Source organism: Ferrovibrio sp. (genome assembly GCF_036381655.1).
GTDB lineage: Bacteria > Pseudomonadota > Alphaproteobacteria > Ferrovibrionales > Ferrovibrionaceae > Ferrovibrio.
In genome coordinates this window covers 147,220-164,473 of sequence record NZ_DASVCJ010000040.1, presented here as the reverse complement: position 1 = coordinate 164,473, position 17,254 = coordinate 147,220, and the positions used below count along the sequence as shown (strand labels likewise).

Below are 17,254 nucleotides of genomic sequence, written 5' to 3'. Positions count from 1 at the left end.
GCCCTCACGCCTTTCTCTCGCCCAGCGGCGGCTCGCCGATGGCCGGCGTATCCGTCATGCCGGCCAGCACTTCCGCCACATGGCGCACCTTGATGTCGCGGCCCTCGCGCTGCAGCCGCCCGGCCATGTTGAGCAGGCAGCCCATATCGCCGGCGAGCAGAAGATCGGCGCCGGTCTGGGCGATGTCCTCCGTCTTGCGGCTGACGATGTCGGTCGAGACCTCGCCGTATTTGACGCAGAAGGTGCCGCCGAAACCGCAGCAGGTCTCCGGCGTCTTCATCTCGACGAGCTGCAGCCCTTCGACATTGTCGAGCAGCATGCGCGGCTGCCGTTTGACGCCGAGCTCGCGCAGGCCCGAGCAGGAATCGTGATAGGTGGCTTTGGCATCCAGGCTGACGGGCGGCAGGCGTTCGACCTTCAGCACGTCGACCAGGAAGCTGGTCAGTTCGAAGCTGCGCGCGCTCAGGCGCTCGGCGCGCGCCTGCCAGGCCGGATCGGCGGCGAACAGCGCCGGATAGTGATCCTTGATCATGCCGCCGCAGGAGCCGGACGGCGCCACCACGTAATCGTAATTCTCGAACGCCGCGATCACCTGTCTGGCGATTTCGGTGGTGTCCCTGCGGTCGCCCGAATTGTAGGCCGGCTGGCCGCAGCAGACCTGGGTCTCCGGCACCTCGACCTGGCAGCCGGCATCTTCCAGCAGCTTGATGGCGGCGAAGCCGACGCTGGGGCGGAACAGGTCGACCAGACAGGTCACGAACAGGGCGACGCGGGGCTTGGCGGGGGCATTCATGGGCTGGTCTTTCTCTCCCTGGACGTCACTTTAACGGGCCGTGGCGGTCGGGCAACCCATGCCGCTGCAGGCCGCGGGCAATATGCCGCAACACCGCCTGACGCGCCGCCGCCGCATCGCCGGCGGCGATGGCGGCGAGGATCGCCTCATGCTCGGCGGCGATGTCCTGCAGCCGGTCCTCGTAGCGCAGGCGCGACAGCCGCGCCATCTGCATCGCCTCGCGGGCATGCCGGCCGACGAAAGCAGCGAAACGGCGCAAAGCAGGATTATGCGCCGCCGCCGCCAGCGTGTCGTGAAAGCGGATATCCTCGGCCAGGCCGATGCCGCCGCCGGCAATCGCCCGGCGCATCGCCTCCTGGGCGGCGCGCAGGCCGGCCAGATCGGCATCGCTGCGCCGCAGCGCCGCCAGTTCGGCGCAATCGGCCTCGATCAGCGCGCGCAATTCCAGCAGATCGCCGTCTTTCCCGCCGTCCTTGCCGGCCGACAGCCTGAAGGCATTGGCGCCGGGCGCGGCGGCGACGAAGGCGCCCTTGCCCTTGCGGGTTTCGACATAGCCGTCCGATTTCAGCCGGGCGATCGCCTCGCGCACCACGGCGCGGCTGACGCCGTGGCGTTCGGCCAGATCATGCTCGGACGGCAGCCGGTCATGCGGCCGCCAGGCGCCGGACAGAATCGGCTGCAGCAGGGCCTCGGCCAGGGTTTCGGTCAGCGAGGCGGCCGGCAGGGAAAGGCTGGACAGGGCGGTCATCGGAATACCTGCCTGACAGGTTAGTCCGATTTCCTTTTATATTCAACATGGTTTTGCCGGCTGTTTGATCAGCCGCGCCTGGGCCGGCGCACGACGCGCAGCTTGCCGCCTTCGCCGCCGCCGCAGAAAAAGCGCTCGCCGCCATCGGATTCCAGTCCCGACACGGCGGTGCCCGGCGGCATGTCGAGCCGTTCCAGCACCTGGCCGGTCTGCGGCTCGAGGCGCCGGATCTCGCTTTCCTCGCCCTCCCAGGTGCCATGCCACAGCTCGCCGTCCACCCAGGTCACGCCGGTCACGAAACGGTTCGATTCGATGGTGCGCAGGATTTTCCCGGTCTGCGGATCGACCTGGTGGATCTTGCGGTTGCGGTACTGCCCGACCCAGAGCGAGCCCTCGGCCCAACTCAGCCCCGAGGCGCCGCCTTCCGGGGCCGGGATCGTCGCCAGCACCCGGCCGGTTTGCGGGTCGATCTTCTGGATGCGATCGGTCGCGATCTGGAACAGGTGCCGCCCGTCGAAGGCGGTTCCGGCATTGGCGGGAATATCGAGAAAACCGGTGGTCTCCCCGCTCTCCGGATCGAGACTGTTCATCCTGCCGCCGGCGGCGAACCAGACCCGCTTTCCGTCGTAGCTCACCCCGCCGACATGGGTCAGGTCCGGATAGGGTCCGTATTCGCGAAGAATTTCGGCATGCGAGCGCTTCATGGCGTCATCCTCTGGTTGGCTTCAGCCTAGCCGTTCGGCAGCGGCGCAAGGAGTAACAATGTGGTCGTGAAACCCGGCAGCGGCGACATGGTCCAGCGCTGCGCCCGGCCGCGGCCGAAGGATTGCACCTTGCCGGCGGCGGCGAGTTCGTCCAGCGCGCGCTGCACCGTGCGCTGGCTGGCGCCGAGCGCGATCGCCAGCGCCGAGCTCGACCAGGATTCGCCATCGGCGAGGAAGGCGAGGATCGCGGCATGCTCCTCCTCCACCGGCCGCGCCAGCACCGCCACGGCGGCGGCACGGCGCGGCGTCAGCAAAAAGCCCTGCCGGGTCGCGCCGATTTCGGCCAGGCCCTGCAGCGCGGCGCGCAGGCGGCCGATCTCGACACGCAGGCGCGCGCGATGCGATTCATCGGCATGCCTGGCGCGGAAGGCGTATCTGACCAGCGCATCCCGCGACACATCCCCGGGCCAGGCCTCGGCCAGCGCGCGGGCGAGCGCGAACAGCACCGGCCGCGTCGTCAACGCAACGACGGCATCCTGCGCGCGCACGGCATAGCGGCAGGCATCGACGATCAGCGTTTTCGATGCCAGCAGGCTCTCCACCTCTTCGAGCAGCAGCGGGCGTTCGACGCCGCGCGCAATCAGCCGCGCCGCCGGCTCGCTCAGCAGGCGGAAAGCGCCTTCCACCTCCGCCGTCAGCGCCGCTATGCCGGCCAGGCGCGCGGCACGGGCGGCCCGTTCCAGCGCGGCGCGCGCCGCCTTGGTCTGCAGGCGCCGCATCGCAATGCCGGCGATGACCATGTCATGGCCGGCGCGCAGGGCCGGCGGCAGCGGCGCGGGGTCGAGCTGGCTCAGGCGCCGCTCGGCCTCGTTGAGCCGTCCGATCAGCAGCAGGCGGCGGACCTCGAGATAGCGGGCATGCGCGGCATTGGCCAGATCGCCATGCGCTTCGAGCACGGCCCGCGCCGCATCCAGCGCCTTGTCCGGCCAGGCCAGATCGCGGGCGGCGAGCGCGATCTCGGTCTCCGCCACGACGCAGCGCGCGCGGGCGAGCGCCTCCCTGGCGCCGAAGCCGCGTGCCGCCTTGCGCAGCAGCGTCTTGGCGCGGGCAAGCTCGCCCAGCTGCGCCATGGCGATGCCACGCAGCGCCACCGCCGGCGGATCCTCGCGCAGGGCGACGCGGTTCAGGGCGGCGAGCGGATCACCCGCCGCAAGGGCGTGCGCCGCGGCTGCGATCAACGAGTCCATGCGAATCCCGACACACTTGTCACTCCCGCCCTGTCGCCGGCCGATCCTAGTGTAACTGGCGAGCGACAACCAGCACGGCGAAGGAGAACGACGATGACCATGCACAACACCGCGAAACGCGTGGAATGGCTGCAGGCGCGGCTAAGGCTGCTGGAGGCCGAAAAGGCGCTGACGCGGCAGAGCGACGAGGTAGCGCGGATGCGGCAGGCGCTGCCCCGCCTGCGCATCGACAAGAGCTATACCTTCGATACCGACCAGGGCAGCGCCACGCTGGCAGACCTGTTCCAGGGCCGCTCGCAGCTTCTCGTCTACCATTTCATGTTCGGCCCCGACTGGGCGGCGGGATGTCCGTCCTGCTCGATGATCGCCGATGGCTTCGACGGTTTCGCCGTGCATCTGGCCAACCATGACGTGATGCTGATGGCGGTTTCCCGGGCGCCGCTCGCCAAGCTGCAGGCCTACAAGAAGCGCATGGGCTGGAGCTTCCCCTGGGCTTCCGCGCTCAGCAACGACTTCAATTTCGACTTCAACGTCTCGTTCACCGAGCAGCAGCAGCGCGATGGCGGCATCGAATACAACTATCGCCGGGGCGGCCACGAGATGGACATGCAGCCGGTGCCGCCGACGGTCGCCGCCTTCGCCGCCACTTGCGGCACCGATGCCGGCAGCTTCACGCGCGACCGGCCGGGCATGAGCGCTTTTCTGCGCGAGGACGGCGTCATCTATCACACCTATTCCACCTATGCCCGCGGCCTCGACGGCCTCTGGGGCGCCTATCAATGGCTCGACCGGGCGCCGAAGGGCCGCAACGAAAGCGGCATCTGGTGGCGCCGCCGCGACGAGTATGAGGCGCGCTGAAATCCCCTCACCCGACCGGGACCGCAAGCACAGGAGAAACGATCATGACGACATTCACGCAGCCCCAGCCGAAGATCGCATCGCGCGAGGAATGGCTCATCGCCCGCAAGGCCCTGCTGGCCAAGGAGAAGGCGATGACCCGCGAGCTCGACGCCCTGCGCGCCGAGCGCCGCCAGCTGCCCTGGGTCAGGGTCGAGAAGGACTACGTATTCGAAGGGCCGCACGGCCGATGCACGCTGGCCGATCTGTTCCGCGGCCGCAGCCAGCTTGCCGTTTATCACTTCATGCTGACGCCGGGCTCCGACCGCATCTGCCACGGCTGCGCCTATATCGCCGATCATATCGACGGCGCGCGGCAACATTTCGGGCAGGCCGATCTCGCCTTCGCGGCGATCTCGCGCGTGCCGCTTGAGCGCATCGAGCAGGTTCGGCGGCGCCTGGGCTGGACATTCCCCTGGGTGTCGTCGCAGGGCACGGATTTCAACTTCGATTTCGGCGTCTCGTTCCGCAAGGAGGACATCGCCGCCGGCCGCGCCATCTACAATTACGGCACGCCGGTCAGGCAGAGCGAGGACATGCACGGCACCAGCATCTTCGCCAGGAACGACGCGGGCGAGGTCTTCCATACCTATTCGACCTTCGCCCGCGGCGACGAGGTGCTGATGGGCGCCCATAGCTGGCTCGATCTCACGCCCAAGGGCCGCAACGAGGCCGGCGGCATCATGAGCTGGCTGAAGCTGCATGACGAATACGAGGCCGGCGATGCGGATGAGCATGCCTGCTGCCGCTGACATCCTGCCGCGCGGCAATAGCGCAAAGACGGCCTCCCGGCGCGCCTTCCTCGGCGCGCCGGTCCCGCTCTTTCCGGCCTTGCTCTTTCCGGTCCTGCTTTTTGGCGCCAGCATGGCCATCACCATCGCCTGGTGCACGGCGATGGTGCGGATGGGCGCGCTGCCGATGCCCGGCGGCTGGAGCCTGTCGATGGCCTGGCTGCCGATCTGCGGCCAGACCTGGGCCGGCGCCGCCGCATCCTTCATCGGCATGTGGGCCGTGATGATGGTGGCGATGATGCTGCCCTCGCTGACGCCGGCGCTGTGGCGCGGCCGGCCGGCTTCCGGCGCGCTGCGGCCGCTCCTGCTCATGGCCATGGGCTACTTCCTGGTCTGGATTCTGCCGGGCGCGATCGTTTTTCCGGTCGGAGCGGGTTTCGCCGAACTGCTGCAGCGCCACCCGGCGCTGGCGCGCGCCGTGCCTGTCCTGGCCGGCTGCGTCGTCGCCGGCGCCGGCCTGCTGCAATTCACCGCCTGGAAGGCGCGCCATCTCGCCCGCTGCCGCAGAATGGCCGACGATCGTCTGCCGATGGGTGCGGGCGCGGCGTTGCGCCGCGGCCTGCGCCTTGGGCGGCATTGCACCTGTAGCTGCGCCGGCTTCACCGCGGTCCTGCTGGCCATCGGGGTGATGGACCTGCGCGCCATGGCCTTGATCATGGCGGCGATCACCGCCGAACGCCTTGCCGGCGACGGCATCGCGCGCAGCATCGGCGCCGTCCTGCTCGCGGCCGGATTGCTGCTGATCGCGCGGGCCGCCGGGCTCGGATGAGCTAGGCGCCCTTGCCCTGTTCGATCAGCCAGTCGACGAATTGCATCACGCTGCCTTTGTCGCGGTTGGCCGGATAGAGGACGTGATAGCCTTCCGAGATCGAGATCGGGCCGTCCAGCGGCGCCAGAAGCCGTCCGGCGGCAAGGTCGTCGGCGATCAGCGGCAATGAGCCGACGGCGAAACCGAGGCCGCGGATCGCCGCTTCCAGGGTGAAGAAGTAATTCTCGAAACGCTGCCCGCCGGTCGGAATCTGGCGCGTGCCGAAACCGGCGGCGTGGAACCATTCGCTCCAGGCATTCGGCTTCGAATCCGTATGCAGCAGCGGCGCCTTCAACAGATCGCGCGGCGCGGCGATCGGATGCTTCTCCAGCAAGGCCGGCGCCGCCACCGGCAGATTGCGTTCGACCAGGAAGGGGCGGCACAGAAAGCCGGGCCGGTGCATCGGATGACGCCGGATCACCACATCGAAAGGATCGTGCAGATCCTCCACCGCAACGGTCGAGGTGATCAGCCGCACCTCGATGCGCGGATGCGCGATCTGGAAGGAAGACAGCCGCGGAATCAGCCAGCGCATGGCCAGCGTCGCCAGCGTATTGACCTGCAGAACGCGGGTCGCCGCCGGCTCGCGCATGCGTTCGGTGGCGCCGGCGAGGCGGTCCAGCGCGGCGCTGACTTCCGCCAGATAGGTCGCGGCGCGCGGCGTCGGTACGCGGCCGCGGCCGGCGGGCCGGAACAGCTCGGTGCCGAGAAACTGCTCGAGCGTATGGATATGGCGGCTGATGGCGCCATGGGTGACGCCCAGCTCCTCGGCCGCCCGGCTGAAGCTGCCGAGCCGCGCGGCGGCTTCGAAGGCGCGCAGGGCATTGAGCGGGGGCAGGGGGCGCATCTGTCAGCTTTACTCACAGGCAGGTCAACATAATGAGGCTTATCATGCAAGCCATGCTGCGTATCCTGATGTCGAAACAAGCTCGATTTTTACGAGGATCTCGTGGCTACCAGCGTCGATCTGCCGCTGCGCAAGGCGCAGGGCAGCACGTCCTTTCTTTGCCGTTTGCTCAACAATGCATGGGCCCGCTATGCGGCCTGGGCCGCCTACCGGCGCAGCCTGCATGACCTGCGCGAGCTGAGCGATCACCTGCTGGCCGATATCGGCCTGACTCAGGCCGACCAGGCGCGCGGCCGAGCGGAGTTTTAGACCCGGAGCCCGCCAGAAGCAGGCGGTCCGAGGGCGGCGGTCCGGGCCCGGCGGCCGGATCGACCATCGGGCACCATTCTGTGGCCGGCCCCGGGCTTTCTGCGGACCGGCGGTCATCGTTTGCTCACAGCCAGACGTTGCGGGCTGCCTTTTAATGCAGCCGTCCTCTCGCCGTCAGGTTCCCCCATGAACATTGCCGCCGCCACTCCGACCCGCCTTCGCCTTCTCGGCATTCGCCCGGATATCAGCCTGCATTGTCTCGACGAGGCGGGCGCGCTCTTCTGTGCCGGCACCAAGCAGCTCTTCGCGCTGAACACCACCGGGACGTTCATCTGGTGCCAGCTGGAGGAGGGCGCCTGTTTCGACGAAATCCTGCTCGAGCTGCAACGGGTCTTCGGCTTCAGCCCGAGCGAGGCCGCGCATGGCCTGGAGACCGCCCTGCAGCAATGGCGCAGCCTGGGCCTGCTCGACGAAACGGCGGGCCGGTCCTGGCAGAACGCGGCCCATGGCGGGGTCTGCGCCGGGCCGTATCGGCTGCTCGACATGCCGTTCCGGCTGCGGCTGTCCGCACCGGACATGCTCGAGGATCTCGCCACGCTGCTGGAGCCGCTGGTCGGCCCCGGCATCGCCGCGGAGACGGCGCTGGAAATCGAGATCGGCGGCGACCTGAGCATCCGCGCGGCCGGCCAGGTGCTGGAGCAGTGCAGCAGCCGGGCGCAGCTGGTGCCGGCGGTGAAGACCGCGCTGATCCGCCTCGCGCTGGAGCGCAGCAAGGATTTCTGCGCCATTCACGCGGCCGGGATCAGTCTCGGCGGCCGTTGCCTGTTGCTGCCCGGCCGCTCCGGGCGCGGCAAAAGCACGCTTGCAGCCGCACTGGTCGGCACCGGCCTGCCGCTGCTGGGCGACGATACCATTGTCCTGGCGGATCATGACGCGCCGGCCGGGCAGGACGATGGTGCGCTGCAGGCGCGGCCATTGCCCTTTGCCATCTGCCTCAAATCCGGCTCCTGGGCGCTGCTGCAGCCGCGCTTTCCGCAGCTTGCGCTGGCGCCGATCCACCACCGGCTGGATGGCAAGCGCGTACGCTATCTGCTGCCGCCAAACCGCGCGCTATGGGCCGATCCCGCCAGCCGCCAGCCGGTCGGCTGGATCGTGTTTCCCGATCACGTGCCGGATGCCGAGGCAAGCCTTGCGCCGCTGCCGCGGCCGGAAGCGCTCAGCCGCCTGATGGCGGAATGCTATCCCCTGGCGGACGGCTTCGATGCGGGGCGGGTGGCGCAGCTCATCGGCTGGATCCGGCGCATCGATTGTTTCACGCTGCGCTTCGGCGCCGTCGAAGACGGGGTCGAACTGCTCCGCCGCCTCGCCGCCTGAACCGCATGCGCCGCGTTCATTCCGCGCAGGCGCTGCGGATTCTCTGCGAGGCCTTGAGCCCCGATGCCGGCGGCGCGGCCGCCATCGCGCATCGGCGCGAGGTGCGCGACTGGCCGGCCGTGCTGGCCCTGGCCAATACGCATTATCTCGGGCCGGCCATGTATGCGGCGCTGTCGCAGGCGGAAGACTGGCCGATGCTGCCGGCGGAGCTGCGCGATTACCTGGCGCTGCTGCACCGGCAGAATAACAGCCGCAACCGCCGCCTGCGGCAGCAGGCCGAGGAACTGTTCGCCGCCTGCAATGCCGCCGGCGTCCGGGCGATGCTGCTGAAAGGCGGGCTGGCGCTGTTCCTCGACCATTATCCCGATCCGGCGGCGCGCATGATCCGCGATCTCGACCTGCTGGTGCCGGCGGTGCAGGCCGAAGCCGCGCTGGCGGTCCTGCGCCGGCTCGGCTATGCGGCGATGGCGCTCTATCCCGCCGGCCACAATGCCTATGGCGATTTCGCCCGCGCCGGCGATGCCGGCGCCGTCGATCTGCATTTCGAACTGATCGACGCGCCCTATCTGCTGCCGGCCGCGGACGTGTGGCAGCGGGCGGACCGTCTCGAGCTTGCGGCGGGCCGCTGCTTCATCCCTTCGCTGGCCGACCGTCTGCTGCACAATCTGTTGCATGCGCAGATCCATCACATCGGCGCGTTCTACCGCGGCAGCATCGAGCTGCGGCAGCTGCACGATTTCACGATGCTGGCGCGCCGCCATCGCGACGGCATCGACTGGCCGGCCCTGGCCGCGCATTGCGCGCGCCATCGCCTGACGCTGACGCTGCAAAGCTATCTGCTGGCGGCGGGGTTGTTCGGGCTGGACTGGCCGCTGGACGAGGCTCCCTCGGCGGCCGCGCGGCGGCAATTGCGACGCTGTCTCATGCAGATCCGCGCGCCCTTTTTGGAGCGGCTCGGCCTGCCGCTTGCCAATCTCTGCGCCGCCTTCGCGCCGCATCGCATGGATGGGCTGTATGGCCAGCGGCAATCGCTGCTGCGCCGGCGGCTCCGCCACGCCGCGCAGTTCCTCAAAAAGAGCAACCGCAACGGCGTGGTGGCGCGCCTGTTCAAAGCCTATTGAAGGCTAATGCTTCGCCGGCAGGCGGGGGCTCTTGCGCGCCCGCGGCGGCAGCGGCAGGCAGGTCGGCGGCCCGAAAGGGTCTTCACCGGTTATGGTCGGAATGGTGTGAGCGTCCGGGCACGCCATCAAATGGCCCGTTGCCGAATCCGTTGTTGGGGTGAAAGGTATGGTGCCGGCCACCTCCATGGCCGGACCCCGCAACAGCGAAATTGCGTTCACTTTCAGCCAGGATGAGTGTGATCGCCGGCGGCGTGGCGACGGCGAACTTGCCGCAGATGGCAAGGAATTTGCGCCGCGCTTCATCGGCCCCGGCCGGGCCGTTCTGCGGTCTGTTCCTGAACTCGGTCGACATGTCTCTTCTCCTCTTCTGCTTGTATCGAGAAGCAAAACTGCCGAGGTATTTTCCCGACCGCGGCGCAACCGGGCGGTGATCAAACTGTGTTTGTGTCGGGTCAGCCTATATCAGGCTCCAGTTGCGCACCGGGCAGGGTGGTATCGCCCGGCCCCAGGGGGCGCTGCATGAAGACGCTGTCGACCCAGCGGCCGAATTTGAAGCCGACCGAGGGCAGGGTGCCGACGACGCGGAAGCCCAGCGCGGCATGCAGGCCGACCGAGCCCAGATTGGCGGTATCGCCGATCACCGCGACCATCTGCCGATAGCCCAGGGCGGCGCTGCGGGCGAGCAGGTCGCCGAGCAGCGCGCGGCCGATGCCGCGGCGCGGCGCATCGGGCGCAACGTAGATCGAATCCTCCAGGGTGAAGCGGTAGGCGATGCGCGGCCGGTACAGATTGGCATAGGCATAGCCCGCCACCCTGCCGTCCAGTTCGGCGGCCAGATAAGGCAGCCCCTTGGCCAGGACATCGCGGCGGCGCTGCGCCATTTCGGCTTCGCTCGGTGGCACTTCCTCGAAGCTGCCCAGGCCATGGCGGACATGATGGGCGTAGATCGCGGTGATGGCGGGAATGTCGTCCTCGGTGGAGGGGCGGACAATTAGGGTCGGTTGAGCGGTCATGGGAAGCTGGAATATGTCATCGGCGATGCCCGCAGTATGCCATCGCCGCCGGTGGCTTACTACCGGCCGGATCAGGAGGTCGTCGCCGTCAGCCGCGCCGCCACCGCCTTGGGCAGCAGCAGCCAGTAGCGGCCGGGATTCTTCATCCGGCCGGCGATGGCTTCCGCCGCATCGCCATGGCCCCAGAAGACGTCGCCCCGCACCGCGCCGCGGATGGCGCCGCCGGTATCCTGCATCACCATCAGCCGCTGCAGCGGCCGGTCCGCGAAGGGCGCCGCCGCATCGGGGGCGCTCGCCGCCAGCCAGACCGGCAGGTTGAGGGCGAACAGGCTGCGGTCGACCGCCAGGCTGCGGCCCGGCACCAGCGCCACGCCGCCGGCGCCGCGCGGCCCGTCGGTATCGTCCTTCGGCGGCGGCAATTCGCGGAAGAACACATAGGACGGATTCTGCCGCAGCAATTCCGGCGCCGCGTCGGGATGGGCGCGCAGCCAGGCGCGGATGCTTTGCAGCGAGACATCCGCGCGATCGAGCAGCCCGCGTTCGATCATCACCTTGCCGATTGCCACATAGGGGAAGCCATTCTGCGCCGCGAAGCCGACGCGGATCTGGCCGCCATCGTCGAGCTGCACCAGGCCGGAGCCCTGGACCTGCAGGAAAAAGGCGTCGCTGGCATCGTCCAGCCAGACCAGTTCGAGGTTGCGGTTGGCCAGCGCGCCTTCATCGATGCGGGCACGGTCGTCATAAGGGTGCAGGCGTCCGGCGCGCACGCGCCCGGCGATGCGCTGGCCCTTCAGGCTGTCGCGGAATTCGCCGAGATCGACCTGCACCAGATCGGGCGGCTGTCTGTACAGCGGCACCTGATAGGCGCCGTGGCGCTTGCGGCTGCCCCGCACCAGCGGCTCGTAATAGCCGGTGAACAGGCCTTGCGCCTTGCCCTCGCCGAGCACGGCGACCGGCTGCAGCTCGGCTTCGATCAGCCGCCGCAGGGCGGCATCGTCGCCGCGCGGCAGGCTGGCCAGGGCCGCGCAGAAGGGCAGCCATTCGGCGACGCTGCCATAGCGGTCGAAGCCGTCCAGGCTGCGCTCGGGGCTGCGCGCCGAGATGCGCGCGCAGGAGCGCTCGAGCGCGGGCTTCGCCTCGCCGATGCGGTCCTGTCCATAGCCCGGCAGGTCATCGAAGCCGGCGGCGCGGAAGGCAATCGGCGGCGGCTTCGGCGCGCAGGCCGCGGCGGTGAGAAGGAGAAGGGCGGCGAGTAGCGGACGCAGCACGGCCGGCGTAAATCAGTCCGGCGACGAAGTCGCGATCAGCGTCCAGTTCGGATCGCGCGATCCGGTATCGCGCGCGAAGGTCCAGATATCGGTCACCTGATCCACCGCGCTGGCATTGCCGGCGATTACACCGCCTTGGGCGTTCTTGGTGACGCTGATCAATTCGCTTTCGAATTTCACCGTCACCTCGGCGATGCGGCCGTTCACCTGCGCGTCGACGATTTCGGCGGAGCGCATGCCGACGAAGGTGGTCTGCATGGTTTCGCCGCGCTTGGCGCGCTCGTCGATGGCGCCGGCGAAATCGGCGAAGACATCGCGCGACAGCAGGGGCCGCAGGGTCTCCTTGTCGCCGGCGGCATAGCTGGTGACGATCATCTCGTAGGCCGCCTTCGCGCCGGCGATGAATTCCGCGGCATCGAATTTCGGATCGGCGGCGCGCAGGCGCGCCAGCTTGTCGTCGCCGGCCGGCACCTCGCCGGCGGCGCCGGCCTCGGCCTCGCGGCGCGGCAGGGTTACGATATTGTCGCGATTGTCGCGCTCGTCGGCTCCGGCTTCGGTGTCTTTCCCGGTCTGCAGGAAGGGCGGACGCCGGCGGCGCTGCTCGTGCCCGGTCCGCTGGCCCAGCACCGAGCGCAGACGCAATGCGATGAAAGCCGCCACGGCCCCCAGCAGGACAATATCGAGAAACCCGGTGCCTTCACCCATCGTAAATTGCCTGTTCCCTTCTATCCGAGACCTTAAACCCTGGCGCAGTGCCGGTCCAGACGCGCTTGCCCCAGAATCAAACAGATAGGCCGAAATACCGGCTTTACAACCGGCAAAAGCGGCCCGCGCATGGCAATTCCCGGCGCAACCATGCTGCGCACCGTTTCGCAACCCTTGGAGACATGCCGGTGTTGTAGCTGTGCGGCCGGCGGGCATTGCGCCGGCCGGGATCATCCGGGCCGGACGCTCGCCTTGTGGCTTGCCATCAAGCGTGCTAGGGACTGCCCGCCCTTTTCGCTAGCAAGAGACCGCCGGTCATGACCGATAACAGCAATACGCCGGATTTCAATCCTGACACCGCGCCGCGTTTCGGACTGAATGCACAATACACCAAGGATCTCTCCTTCGAGCATCCGATGGCGCCACGCAGCTTCAGCATGAGCGGCGCGCCGCAGATTTCCGTCAATGTCGGTACCCAGGCGGAACGCGTCAACGACAGCCTGTTCGAGGTGGTGCTGCGCATCCTGTGCGAAGCCAAGCATGGCGAGGAGACCGCCTTCGTGGTCGATCTTTACTATGCCGGCCTGTTCACCCTGGCGAATGTCCCGCAGGAGCATGTCGAGCCCCTGCTGCTGGTCGAGGCGCCGCGCCTGCTGTTCCCCTTCGCGCGCCGCATCGTCGCCGATGTCACCCGCGACGGCGGCATGCCGCCTTTGATGCTCGATCCGATCGATTTCCTGCAGCAGTATCAGCGCAGCAAGGAAGCCGAGGCGGCACAGCAGAATCTGGCCTGACGGGAGGATCCGGCCTGACGGTCCGGCTTTTCCCTGACCGGACGGTCAGGCGTTGCGCAGCCAGAGCGGATCCTTCAGCTTGGCGATGAACGCAGCATGGGCGGCCAGCTCCGCCTCGCTGGCCGCATGCGGCCGCGGCGGGCGCGCCGGCCCGCGCGGCGCCTGGACCGCCACCACTGACATGGCATCGATGTCGATGCCGGCCAGCCCGAGCCCCTGCTGGCGGCCGCCGATCAGTTCGAGATAGACCTCGGCCAGCAATTCCGCGTCGAGCAGCGCGCCATGCTTGGTGCGCGCCGAGTTGTCGATGTTGAAGCGCTTGCAGAGCGCATCGAGGTTGATCTGCGCGCCGGGGAATTTGACCCGCGCCAGGCGCACGGTATCGACGGCGCGCTCCATGGCGATATGCGGAAAGCCCTCCAGCCGGGCCAGCTCCGCATTCAGGAAACCGATATCGAAGGCGGCATTGTGGATCACCAGCGGATCCTCGCCGATGAAATCGCAGAAGGCCGCGGCGATCTCGGCGAAGCGCGGCTTGTCCCTGAGGAATTCATCCGACAGGCCGTGCACCTTGAAGGCCTCTTCCGGCATCGGCCGCTCGGGATTGATATAGACGTGGTAATGCCGCCCGGTCGGAATGTGGTTGACCAGCTCGATACAGCCGATTTCCACCACGCGGTCGCCATTCTGCGCGTCCAGCCCGGTGGTTTCGGTATCCAGCACCACTTCGCGCATTACCGCCTGCCCTCCGCCATCGCCTCGAGTTTCGCCACCAGATCGCGCACCTGATTCTTTGTATAATCGAGCGTGCCGCCGGTATCGATGATGAAATCGGCCTGCCGGCGTTTTTCCGCGTCCGGCACCTGTTGCGCCAGGATGGCGGCGAATTTCTCCTCCGTCATGCCCGGCCGCGACAGCACGCGTTGGCGCTGCTTATGCGCCGGCGCGCTGACCACGACGACAGCATCGACGCCGCTGCGGCCGCGGCCTTCGAACAGCAATGGAATGTCGAGTACCACGAAGGGCGCGCCCTGCGCCTCGGCCTTGGCGAGGAAGTCCTGCCGTACCTGGCCGACCAGCGGATGCACGATCGCCTCCAGGCGCCGGATTTCCGCCGGCTTGCCCAGCACCAGCCGCGACAGGATCGCGCGGTCGACGGCGCCGTCGATAACGGCCTCGGGAAAGGCGGCGCGCAGCGGCTCGACCGCGGCGCCGCCCCTGGCATACAGCGCATGCACGGCGGCATCGGCATCGAAGAGCGGCACGCCCATCGCCTGCAGCATCTTGCCGACGGTGGACTTGCCCATGCCGATCGATCCGGTCAGTGCGATTTTCAGCATGGCATCCGTCAATCGGCCAGAATGGCGGCGCGCAGCGCCGGCGTGACTTCCGGCGCGACGCCGAACCAGGCTTCGAAGCCGGGGCGGCCCTGATGCAGCAGCATGCCGAGACCATCCACCGCCGGGTTGCCGCGCGCCCTGGCCCGCGCCAGCAGATCGGTTTCCAGCGGGCTGTAGACGATATCGTTGACCAGCGCATTGCGCGGCAGGTCGTCGAGCGCGATCTCGAGCGGCGGCTGCCCGCTCATGCCGAGGCTGGTGGTATTGACCAGCAGACCGGCGCCGCCCAGAGCCTCCGCGCGCCGCTCCCAATCGATCACCTCCAGCCGGGGGCCGAATTCCGCCGCCAGGGCCTCGGCCTTGCCGCGGCTGCGGTTGATCAGGCGCAGGGCCGGCGCCGCCGCATCGAGCAGCGCGACGATGATGGCGCGCGCCGCGCCGCCGGCGCCGAGCAGGACGGCCGGCCCGGCCGCCGCCGACCAGTTGGACGGTGCCTGCGCCTTCAGATTCTCGATGAAGCCGAAGGCATCGGTATTGCTGCCGTGCAGGCTGCCGTCCGGCTGCACCACGATGGTGTTGACCGCGCCGATGCGCCGCGCCGTCGGATCGATCGTCGCGAGATGCGGCAATACGGCCATCTTGTGGGGAAGCGTGACATTGATGCCGCGAAAGCCGGGCTCCTTCGGCAGGGCCTGCAGGAATGCCTCCAGCTCTTCCGGCGGCACCGGCAGTTTGTCGTAGCGGCCGTTCAGGCCGTATTGCCGGAGCCAGAAGCCATGCAGCCTGGGCGAGCGCGAATGCGCCACCGGCCAGCCGATCACGCCGGCGCGCGGGATGATGTCGTCTTGTTCGCTCATGGTCGCATCGGGAATGTTCAGGCCCGCAGCACCTTATTCTGCCGCAGAATGTCGAGCAAAGGCAGCAGCGGCAGGCCGAGGATGGTGAAGAAATCGCCCTGCAGACGGCTGAACAGCTGCACGCCGAGGCCTTCGAGCTGATAGGCGCCGACGCTGTGCAGCACCGTTTCGCCCGCCTGGGCCAGATAGGCGTCGAGGAATCCCTCGGAGAAATCCCGCATGATCAGCTTGGCCTGATCGATATGCCGCCAGATGATGCTGCCGCCGCGCGCCAGCACCACCGCCGAGGTCAGCTCATGCGTCCGGCCGCGCAGGGACAGCAGCTGCTCGCGTGCCGCGGCGAGATTCTCCGGCTTGTCGTACCAGCGGCCTTCGCAGGTCAGCATCTGGTCGGCGGCGATGACGAAATCTTCCGGATCGGCAATGGCGCGCCGCGCCTTCAGCTCGGCCAGAGCCTCCGCCGCCTGGCGCGCGCTGGCGCCCTCGGCCTTCAGGCTGAGCTTGATCTCCTGCTCGTCGATCTTCGCCGGCTGCGTGGTGAATTCGAGGCCGGCGGCGCGCAGCATGGCGGCGCGCGAGGCGCTGGCGGAAGCGAGAACCAATGTCATTGACCGATATCCCCAGAAGTCCTGGTTGCAGCTTTGGCCTCGCCGAAGCCGAGTTCCTGCTGCCGGCGCTGCTCCATCCGGCGGGCATGCAGTGTCATGATCGCCGCCGCGGTCTCCTCGATCGAACGGCGGGTGACATCGATCATCGGCCAGTTATGCCGCGTGCAGAGCTTGCGCGCCATGTTGAGTTCCTCGCGCACGCGTTCTTCGTCGACGTAGGAACTGCTGGTACCCTGATTCATGGCGATCAGGCGCGTCTTGCGGATCGAGACGAGACGGTCGGGCGAGGTGGTAAGGCCCACCACCAGCGGCCCCTTCACGATTTCCAGCTCATGCGGCACCGCAAGACCTGGCACGATCGGCACGTTGGCGGTCTTGAAGCCGCGATTGGCGAGATACATCGAGGTCGGCGTCTTCGAAGTGCGCGACACGCCGACCAGCACGATATCGGCCTTTTCCAGATCCCCGAGATGCTGGCCGTCGTCATGGGCGATGGTGAAATGCATCGCGTCGATGCGGTTGAAATATTCCGCGTCCAGTTCATGCTGCCGGCCCGGCAGGTTCTGCGCCTTCTCGCCGAGATACTTGCCGAAGGCATGGATGACCGGATCCAGCACCGGCACCAGCGGCAGCTTGGCCGCGGCGCAGCCCTTGATCAGGATCTCGCGCAATTGCTGATCGACCACGGTGAACAGCACCAGGCCGCCCATCGCGGCGATGGCCTCGATGACGCGTTCCATCTGCAGCGGCTTGCGCACCAGGGCCCAGGTATGGACCTCGACTTCCTCCTGGGATTTCTGGAACTGCACCAGCGCCGCCTTGGCGACCGACTTGAGCGTCTCGCCGGTCGCGTCGGAGACCAGATGGATATGGGGACGGGCGGTTTTAGGCATCGGATCGACGGTCGAATTCCGTGGATAAAGTGGATAAGGCGGCGTTTGTCCCCAGGATCGTCATTTTCATGCCCGCAAGCCGGTTTTCCTGCAACCAGCCTGTCACCGGAGGATCATTTTTCCCTTCCCCCTGTGAA

The 17,254-nt window shown here is 67.9% G+C and carries 21 protein-coding genes; 7 read left to right on the top strand and 14 right to left on the bottom strand.

The window, feature by feature from the left end:
* Positions 1-4 precede the first annotated feature (4 nt).
* From VF194_RS08735 to VF194_RS08720, 4 genes are all read right to left on the bottom strand, one after another.
* Entirely contained in the window at positions 5-793 is a 789-nt protein-coding gene (locus VF194_RS08735) for a (Fe-S)-binding protein (protein WP_330890055.1), read from the bottom strand.
* A 25-nt stretch (positions 794-818) separates the two neighbouring features.
* Positions 819-1,541, bottom strand: coding sequence for a FadR/GntR family transcriptional regulator (locus tag VF194_RS08730; protein ID WP_330890054.1), 723 nt, complete (start codon positions 1,539-1,541; stop codon positions 819-821).
* Between the two features lie 68 nt (positions 1,542-1,609).
* Positions 1,610-2,245: a hypothetical protein gene (locus tag VF194_RS08725; RefSeq protein ID WP_330890052.1), complete on the bottom strand. Its 636-nt coding sequence runs from the start codon at positions 2,243-2,245 to the stop codon at positions 1,610-1,612.
* Positions 2,246-2,271: 26 nt separating this feature from the next.
* Positions 2,272-3,492 (bottom strand): hypothetical protein, encoded by a 1,221-nt coding sequence (locus VF194_RS08720; RefSeq protein ID WP_330890050.1) that lies wholly within the window; start codon positions 3,490-3,492, stop codon positions 2,272-2,274.
* A gap of 93 nt (positions 3,493-3,585) precedes the next feature.
* Here VF194_RS08720 and VF194_RS08715 point away from each other — a divergent pair, with 93 nt between their 5' ends.
* The 3 genes from VF194_RS08715 to VF194_RS08705 are packed head-to-tail and all read left to right on the top strand — an operon-like array spanning position 3,586 to position 5,949.
* A complete protein-coding gene (locus VF194_RS08715) occupies positions 3,586-4,350 on the top strand; it encodes a DUF899 domain-containing protein (RefSeq protein ID WP_330890048.1) in 765 nt (254 codons plus the stop codon).
* 44 nt (positions 4,351-4,394) lie between these two features.
* Complete coding sequence (locus VF194_RS08710; RefSeq protein ID WP_330890046.1) at positions 4,395-5,141, top strand: thioredoxin family protein; 747 nt, start codon at positions 4,395-4,397, stop codon at positions 5,139-5,141.
* Positions 5,125-5,949: a DUF2182 domain-containing protein gene (locus VF194_RS08705; protein ID WP_330890044.1), complete on the top strand. Its 825-nt coding sequence runs from the start codon at positions 5,125-5,127 to the stop codon at positions 5,947-5,949. The genes VF194_RS08710 and VF194_RS08705 overlap by 17 nt, the downstream gene beginning before the upstream one ends.
* A gap of 1 nt (position 5,950) precedes the next feature.
* On the opposite strand, the gene VF194_RS08700 is transcribed toward VF194_RS08705, so the two are convergent.
* On the bottom strand, positions 5,951-6,835 hold the full coding sequence (locus tag VF194_RS08700) for a LysR substrate-binding domain-containing protein (RefSeq protein ID WP_330890042.1): 885 nt from the start codon (positions 6,833-6,835) through the stop codon (positions 5,951-5,953).
* Between the two features lie 102 nt (positions 6,836-6,937).
* On the opposite strand from VF194_RS08700, the gene VF194_RS08695 reads away from it, so the two are divergent.
* From VF194_RS08695 to VF194_RS08685, 3 genes are all read left to right on the top strand, one after another.
* Positions 6,938-7,144, top strand: coding sequence for a DUF1127 domain-containing protein (locus VF194_RS08695; RefSeq protein ID WP_330890041.1), 207 nt, complete (start codon positions 6,938-6,940; stop codon positions 7,142-7,144).
* A 186-nt stretch (positions 7,145-7,330) separates the two neighbouring features.
* The gene (locus VF194_RS08690) at positions 7,331-8,518 is read left to right on the top strand and encodes a PqqD family peptide modification chaperone (RefSeq protein ID WP_330890039.1); all 1,188 of its coding nucleotides are present in this window, start codon (positions 7,331-7,333) and stop codon (positions 8,516-8,518) included.
* Between the two features lie 5 nt (positions 8,519-8,523).
* Positions 8,524-9,639 carry a nucleotidyltransferase family protein gene (locus tag VF194_RS08685; RefSeq protein WP_330890037.1) on the top strand — a complete coding sequence of 372 codons (1,116 nt, stop codon included), beginning with the start codon at positions 8,524-8,526 and terminating at the stop codon, positions 9,637-9,639.
* A gap of 82 nt (positions 9,640-9,721) precedes the next feature.
* On the opposite strand, the gene VF194_RS08680 is transcribed toward VF194_RS08685, so the two are convergent.
* The 4 genes from VF194_RS08680 to VF194_RS08665 form a co-directional block, all read right to left on the bottom strand.
* Positions 9,722-9,991 carry a hypothetical protein gene (locus VF194_RS08680; protein ID WP_330890034.1) on the bottom strand — a complete coding sequence of 90 codons (270 nt, stop codon included), beginning with the start codon at positions 9,989-9,991 and terminating at the stop codon, positions 9,722-9,724.
* 100 nt (positions 9,992-10,091) lie between these two features.
* Entirely contained in the window at positions 10,092-10,652 is a 561-nt protein-coding gene (locus VF194_RS08675) for an N-acetyltransferase family protein (RefSeq protein WP_330890032.1), read from the bottom strand.
* A 71-nt stretch (positions 10,653-10,723) separates the two neighbouring features.
* A complete protein-coding gene (locus VF194_RS08670; protein ID WP_330890030.1) occupies positions 10,724-11,920 on the bottom strand; it encodes a murein transglycosylase A in 1,197 nt (398 codons plus the stop codon).
* Between the two features lie 12 nt (positions 11,921-11,932).
* The gene (locus VF194_RS08665) at positions 11,933-12,625 is read right to left on the bottom strand and encodes a Tim44/TimA family putative adaptor protein (RefSeq protein ID WP_330890028.1); all 693 of its coding nucleotides are present in this window, start codon (positions 12,623-12,625) and stop codon (positions 11,933-11,935) included.
* Between the two features lie 317 nt (positions 12,626-12,942).
* Here VF194_RS08665 and secB point away from each other — a divergent pair, with 317 nt between their 5' ends.
* Positions 12,943-13,419 carry a protein-export chaperone SecB gene (gene secB, locus VF194_RS08660; protein WP_330890026.1) on the top strand — a complete coding sequence of 159 codons (477 nt, stop codon included), beginning with the start codon at positions 12,943-12,945 and terminating at the stop codon, positions 13,417-13,419.
* 45 nt (positions 13,420-13,464) lie between these two features.
* Here secB and dnaQ read toward each other — a convergent pair whose 3' ends face one another.
* The 5 genes from dnaQ to VF194_RS08635 are packed head-to-tail and all read right to left on the bottom strand — an operon-like array spanning position 13,465 to position 17,117.
* Positions 13,465-14,154, bottom strand: a complete 690-nt coding sequence (dnaQ, locus tag VF194_RS08655; RefSeq protein WP_330890025.1) for a DNA polymerase III subunit epsilon — start codon at positions 14,152-14,154, stop codon at positions 13,465-13,467.
* A complete protein-coding gene (coaE, locus tag VF194_RS08650; protein ID WP_330890023.1) occupies positions 14,154-14,759 on the bottom strand; it encodes a dephospho-CoA kinase in 606 nt (201 codons plus the stop codon). Before coaE ends, dnaQ begins: the two co-directional genes overlap by 1 nt.
* A gap of 8 nt (positions 14,760-14,767) precedes the next feature.
* Positions 14,768-15,616, bottom strand: a complete 849-nt coding sequence (locus tag VF194_RS08645) for a shikimate dehydrogenase (protein WP_330890021.1) — start codon at positions 15,614-15,616, stop codon at positions 14,768-14,770.
* Positions 15,617-15,633: 17 nt separating this feature from the next.
* A complete protein-coding gene (locus VF194_RS08640; protein WP_330890019.1) occupies positions 15,634-16,224 on the bottom strand; it encodes a Maf family protein in 591 nt (196 codons plus the stop codon).
* Positions 16,221-17,117, bottom strand: coding sequence for a pyruvate, water dikinase regulatory protein (locus VF194_RS08635; protein WP_330890017.1), 897 nt, complete (start codon positions 17,115-17,117; stop codon positions 16,221-16,223). The genes VF194_RS08640 and VF194_RS08635 overlap by 4 nt, the downstream gene beginning before the upstream one ends.
* Positions 17,118-17,254 lie beyond the last annotated feature (137 nt).

Coding starts and splice junctions, on each gene's coding strand:
- secB (WP_330890026.1), top strand. CDS start 12,943: ATGACCGATAACAGCAATACGCCGGATTTCAATCCTGACACCGCGCCG.
- VF194_RS08635 (WP_330890017.1), bottom strand. CDS start 17,117: ATGCCTAAAACCGCCCGTCCCCATATCCATCTGGTCTCCGACGCGACC.
- VF194_RS08685 (WP_330890037.1), top strand. CDS start 8,524: ATGCGCCGCGTTCATTCCGCGCAGGCGCTGCGGATTCTCTGCGAGGCC.
- VF194_RS08680 (WP_330890034.1), bottom strand. CDS start 9,991: ATGTCGACCGAGTTCAGGAACAGACCGCAGAACGGCCCGGCCGGGGCC.
- VF194_RS08710 (WP_330890046.1), top strand. CDS start 4,395: ATGACGACATTCACGCAGCCCCAGCCGAAGATCGCATCGCGCGAGGAA.
- VF194_RS08645 (WP_330890021.1), bottom strand. CDS start 15,616: ATGAGCGAACAAGACGACATCATCCCGCGCGCCGGCGTGATCGGCTGG.
- VF194_RS08705 (WP_330890044.1), top strand. CDS start 5,125: ATGCCTGCTGCCGCTGACATCCTGCCGCGCGGCAATAGCGCAAAGACG.
- VF194_RS08690 (WP_330890039.1), top strand. CDS start 7,331: ATGAACATTGCCGCCGCCACTCCGACCCGCCTTCGCCTTCTCGGCATT.
- VF194_RS08725 (WP_330890052.1), bottom strand. CDS start 2,245: ATGAAGCGCTCGCATGCCGAAATTCTTCGCGAATACGGACCCTATCCG.
- VF194_RS08715 (WP_330890048.1), top strand. CDS start 3,586: ATGACCATGCACAACACCGCGAAACGCGTGGAATGGCTGCAGGCGCGG.
- VF194_RS08665 (WP_330890028.1), bottom strand. CDS start 12,625: ATGGGTGAAGGCACCGGGTTTCTCGATATTGTCCTGCTGGGGGCCGTG.
- coaE (WP_330890023.1), bottom strand. CDS start 14,759: ATGCTGAAAATCGCACTGACCGGATCGATCGGCATGGGCAAGTCCACC.
- VF194_RS08700 (WP_330890042.1), bottom strand. CDS start 6,835: ATGCGCCCCCTGCCCCCGCTCAATGCCCTGCGCGCCTTCGAAGCCGCC.
- VF194_RS08675 (WP_330890032.1), bottom strand. CDS start 10,652: ATGACCGCTCAACCGACCCTAATTGTCCGCCCCTCCACCGAGGACGAC.
- VF194_RS08735 (WP_330890055.1), bottom strand. CDS start 793: ATGAATGCCCCCGCCAAGCCCCGCGTCGCCCTGTTCGTGACCTGTCTG.
- VF194_RS08730 (WP_330890054.1), bottom strand. CDS start 1,541: ATGACCGCCCTGTCCAGCCTTTCCCTGCCGGCCGCCTCGCTGACCGAA.
- VF194_RS08640 (WP_330890019.1), bottom strand. CDS start 16,224: ATGACATTGGTTCTCGCTTCCGCCAGCGCCTCGCGCGCCGCCATGCTG.
- dnaQ (WP_330890025.1), bottom strand. CDS start 14,154: ATGCGCGAAGTGGTGCTGGATACCGAAACCACCGGGCTGGACGCGCAG.
- VF194_RS08720 (WP_330890050.1), bottom strand. CDS start 3,492: ATGGACTCGTTGATCGCAGCCGCGGCGCACGCCCTTGCGGCGGGTGAT.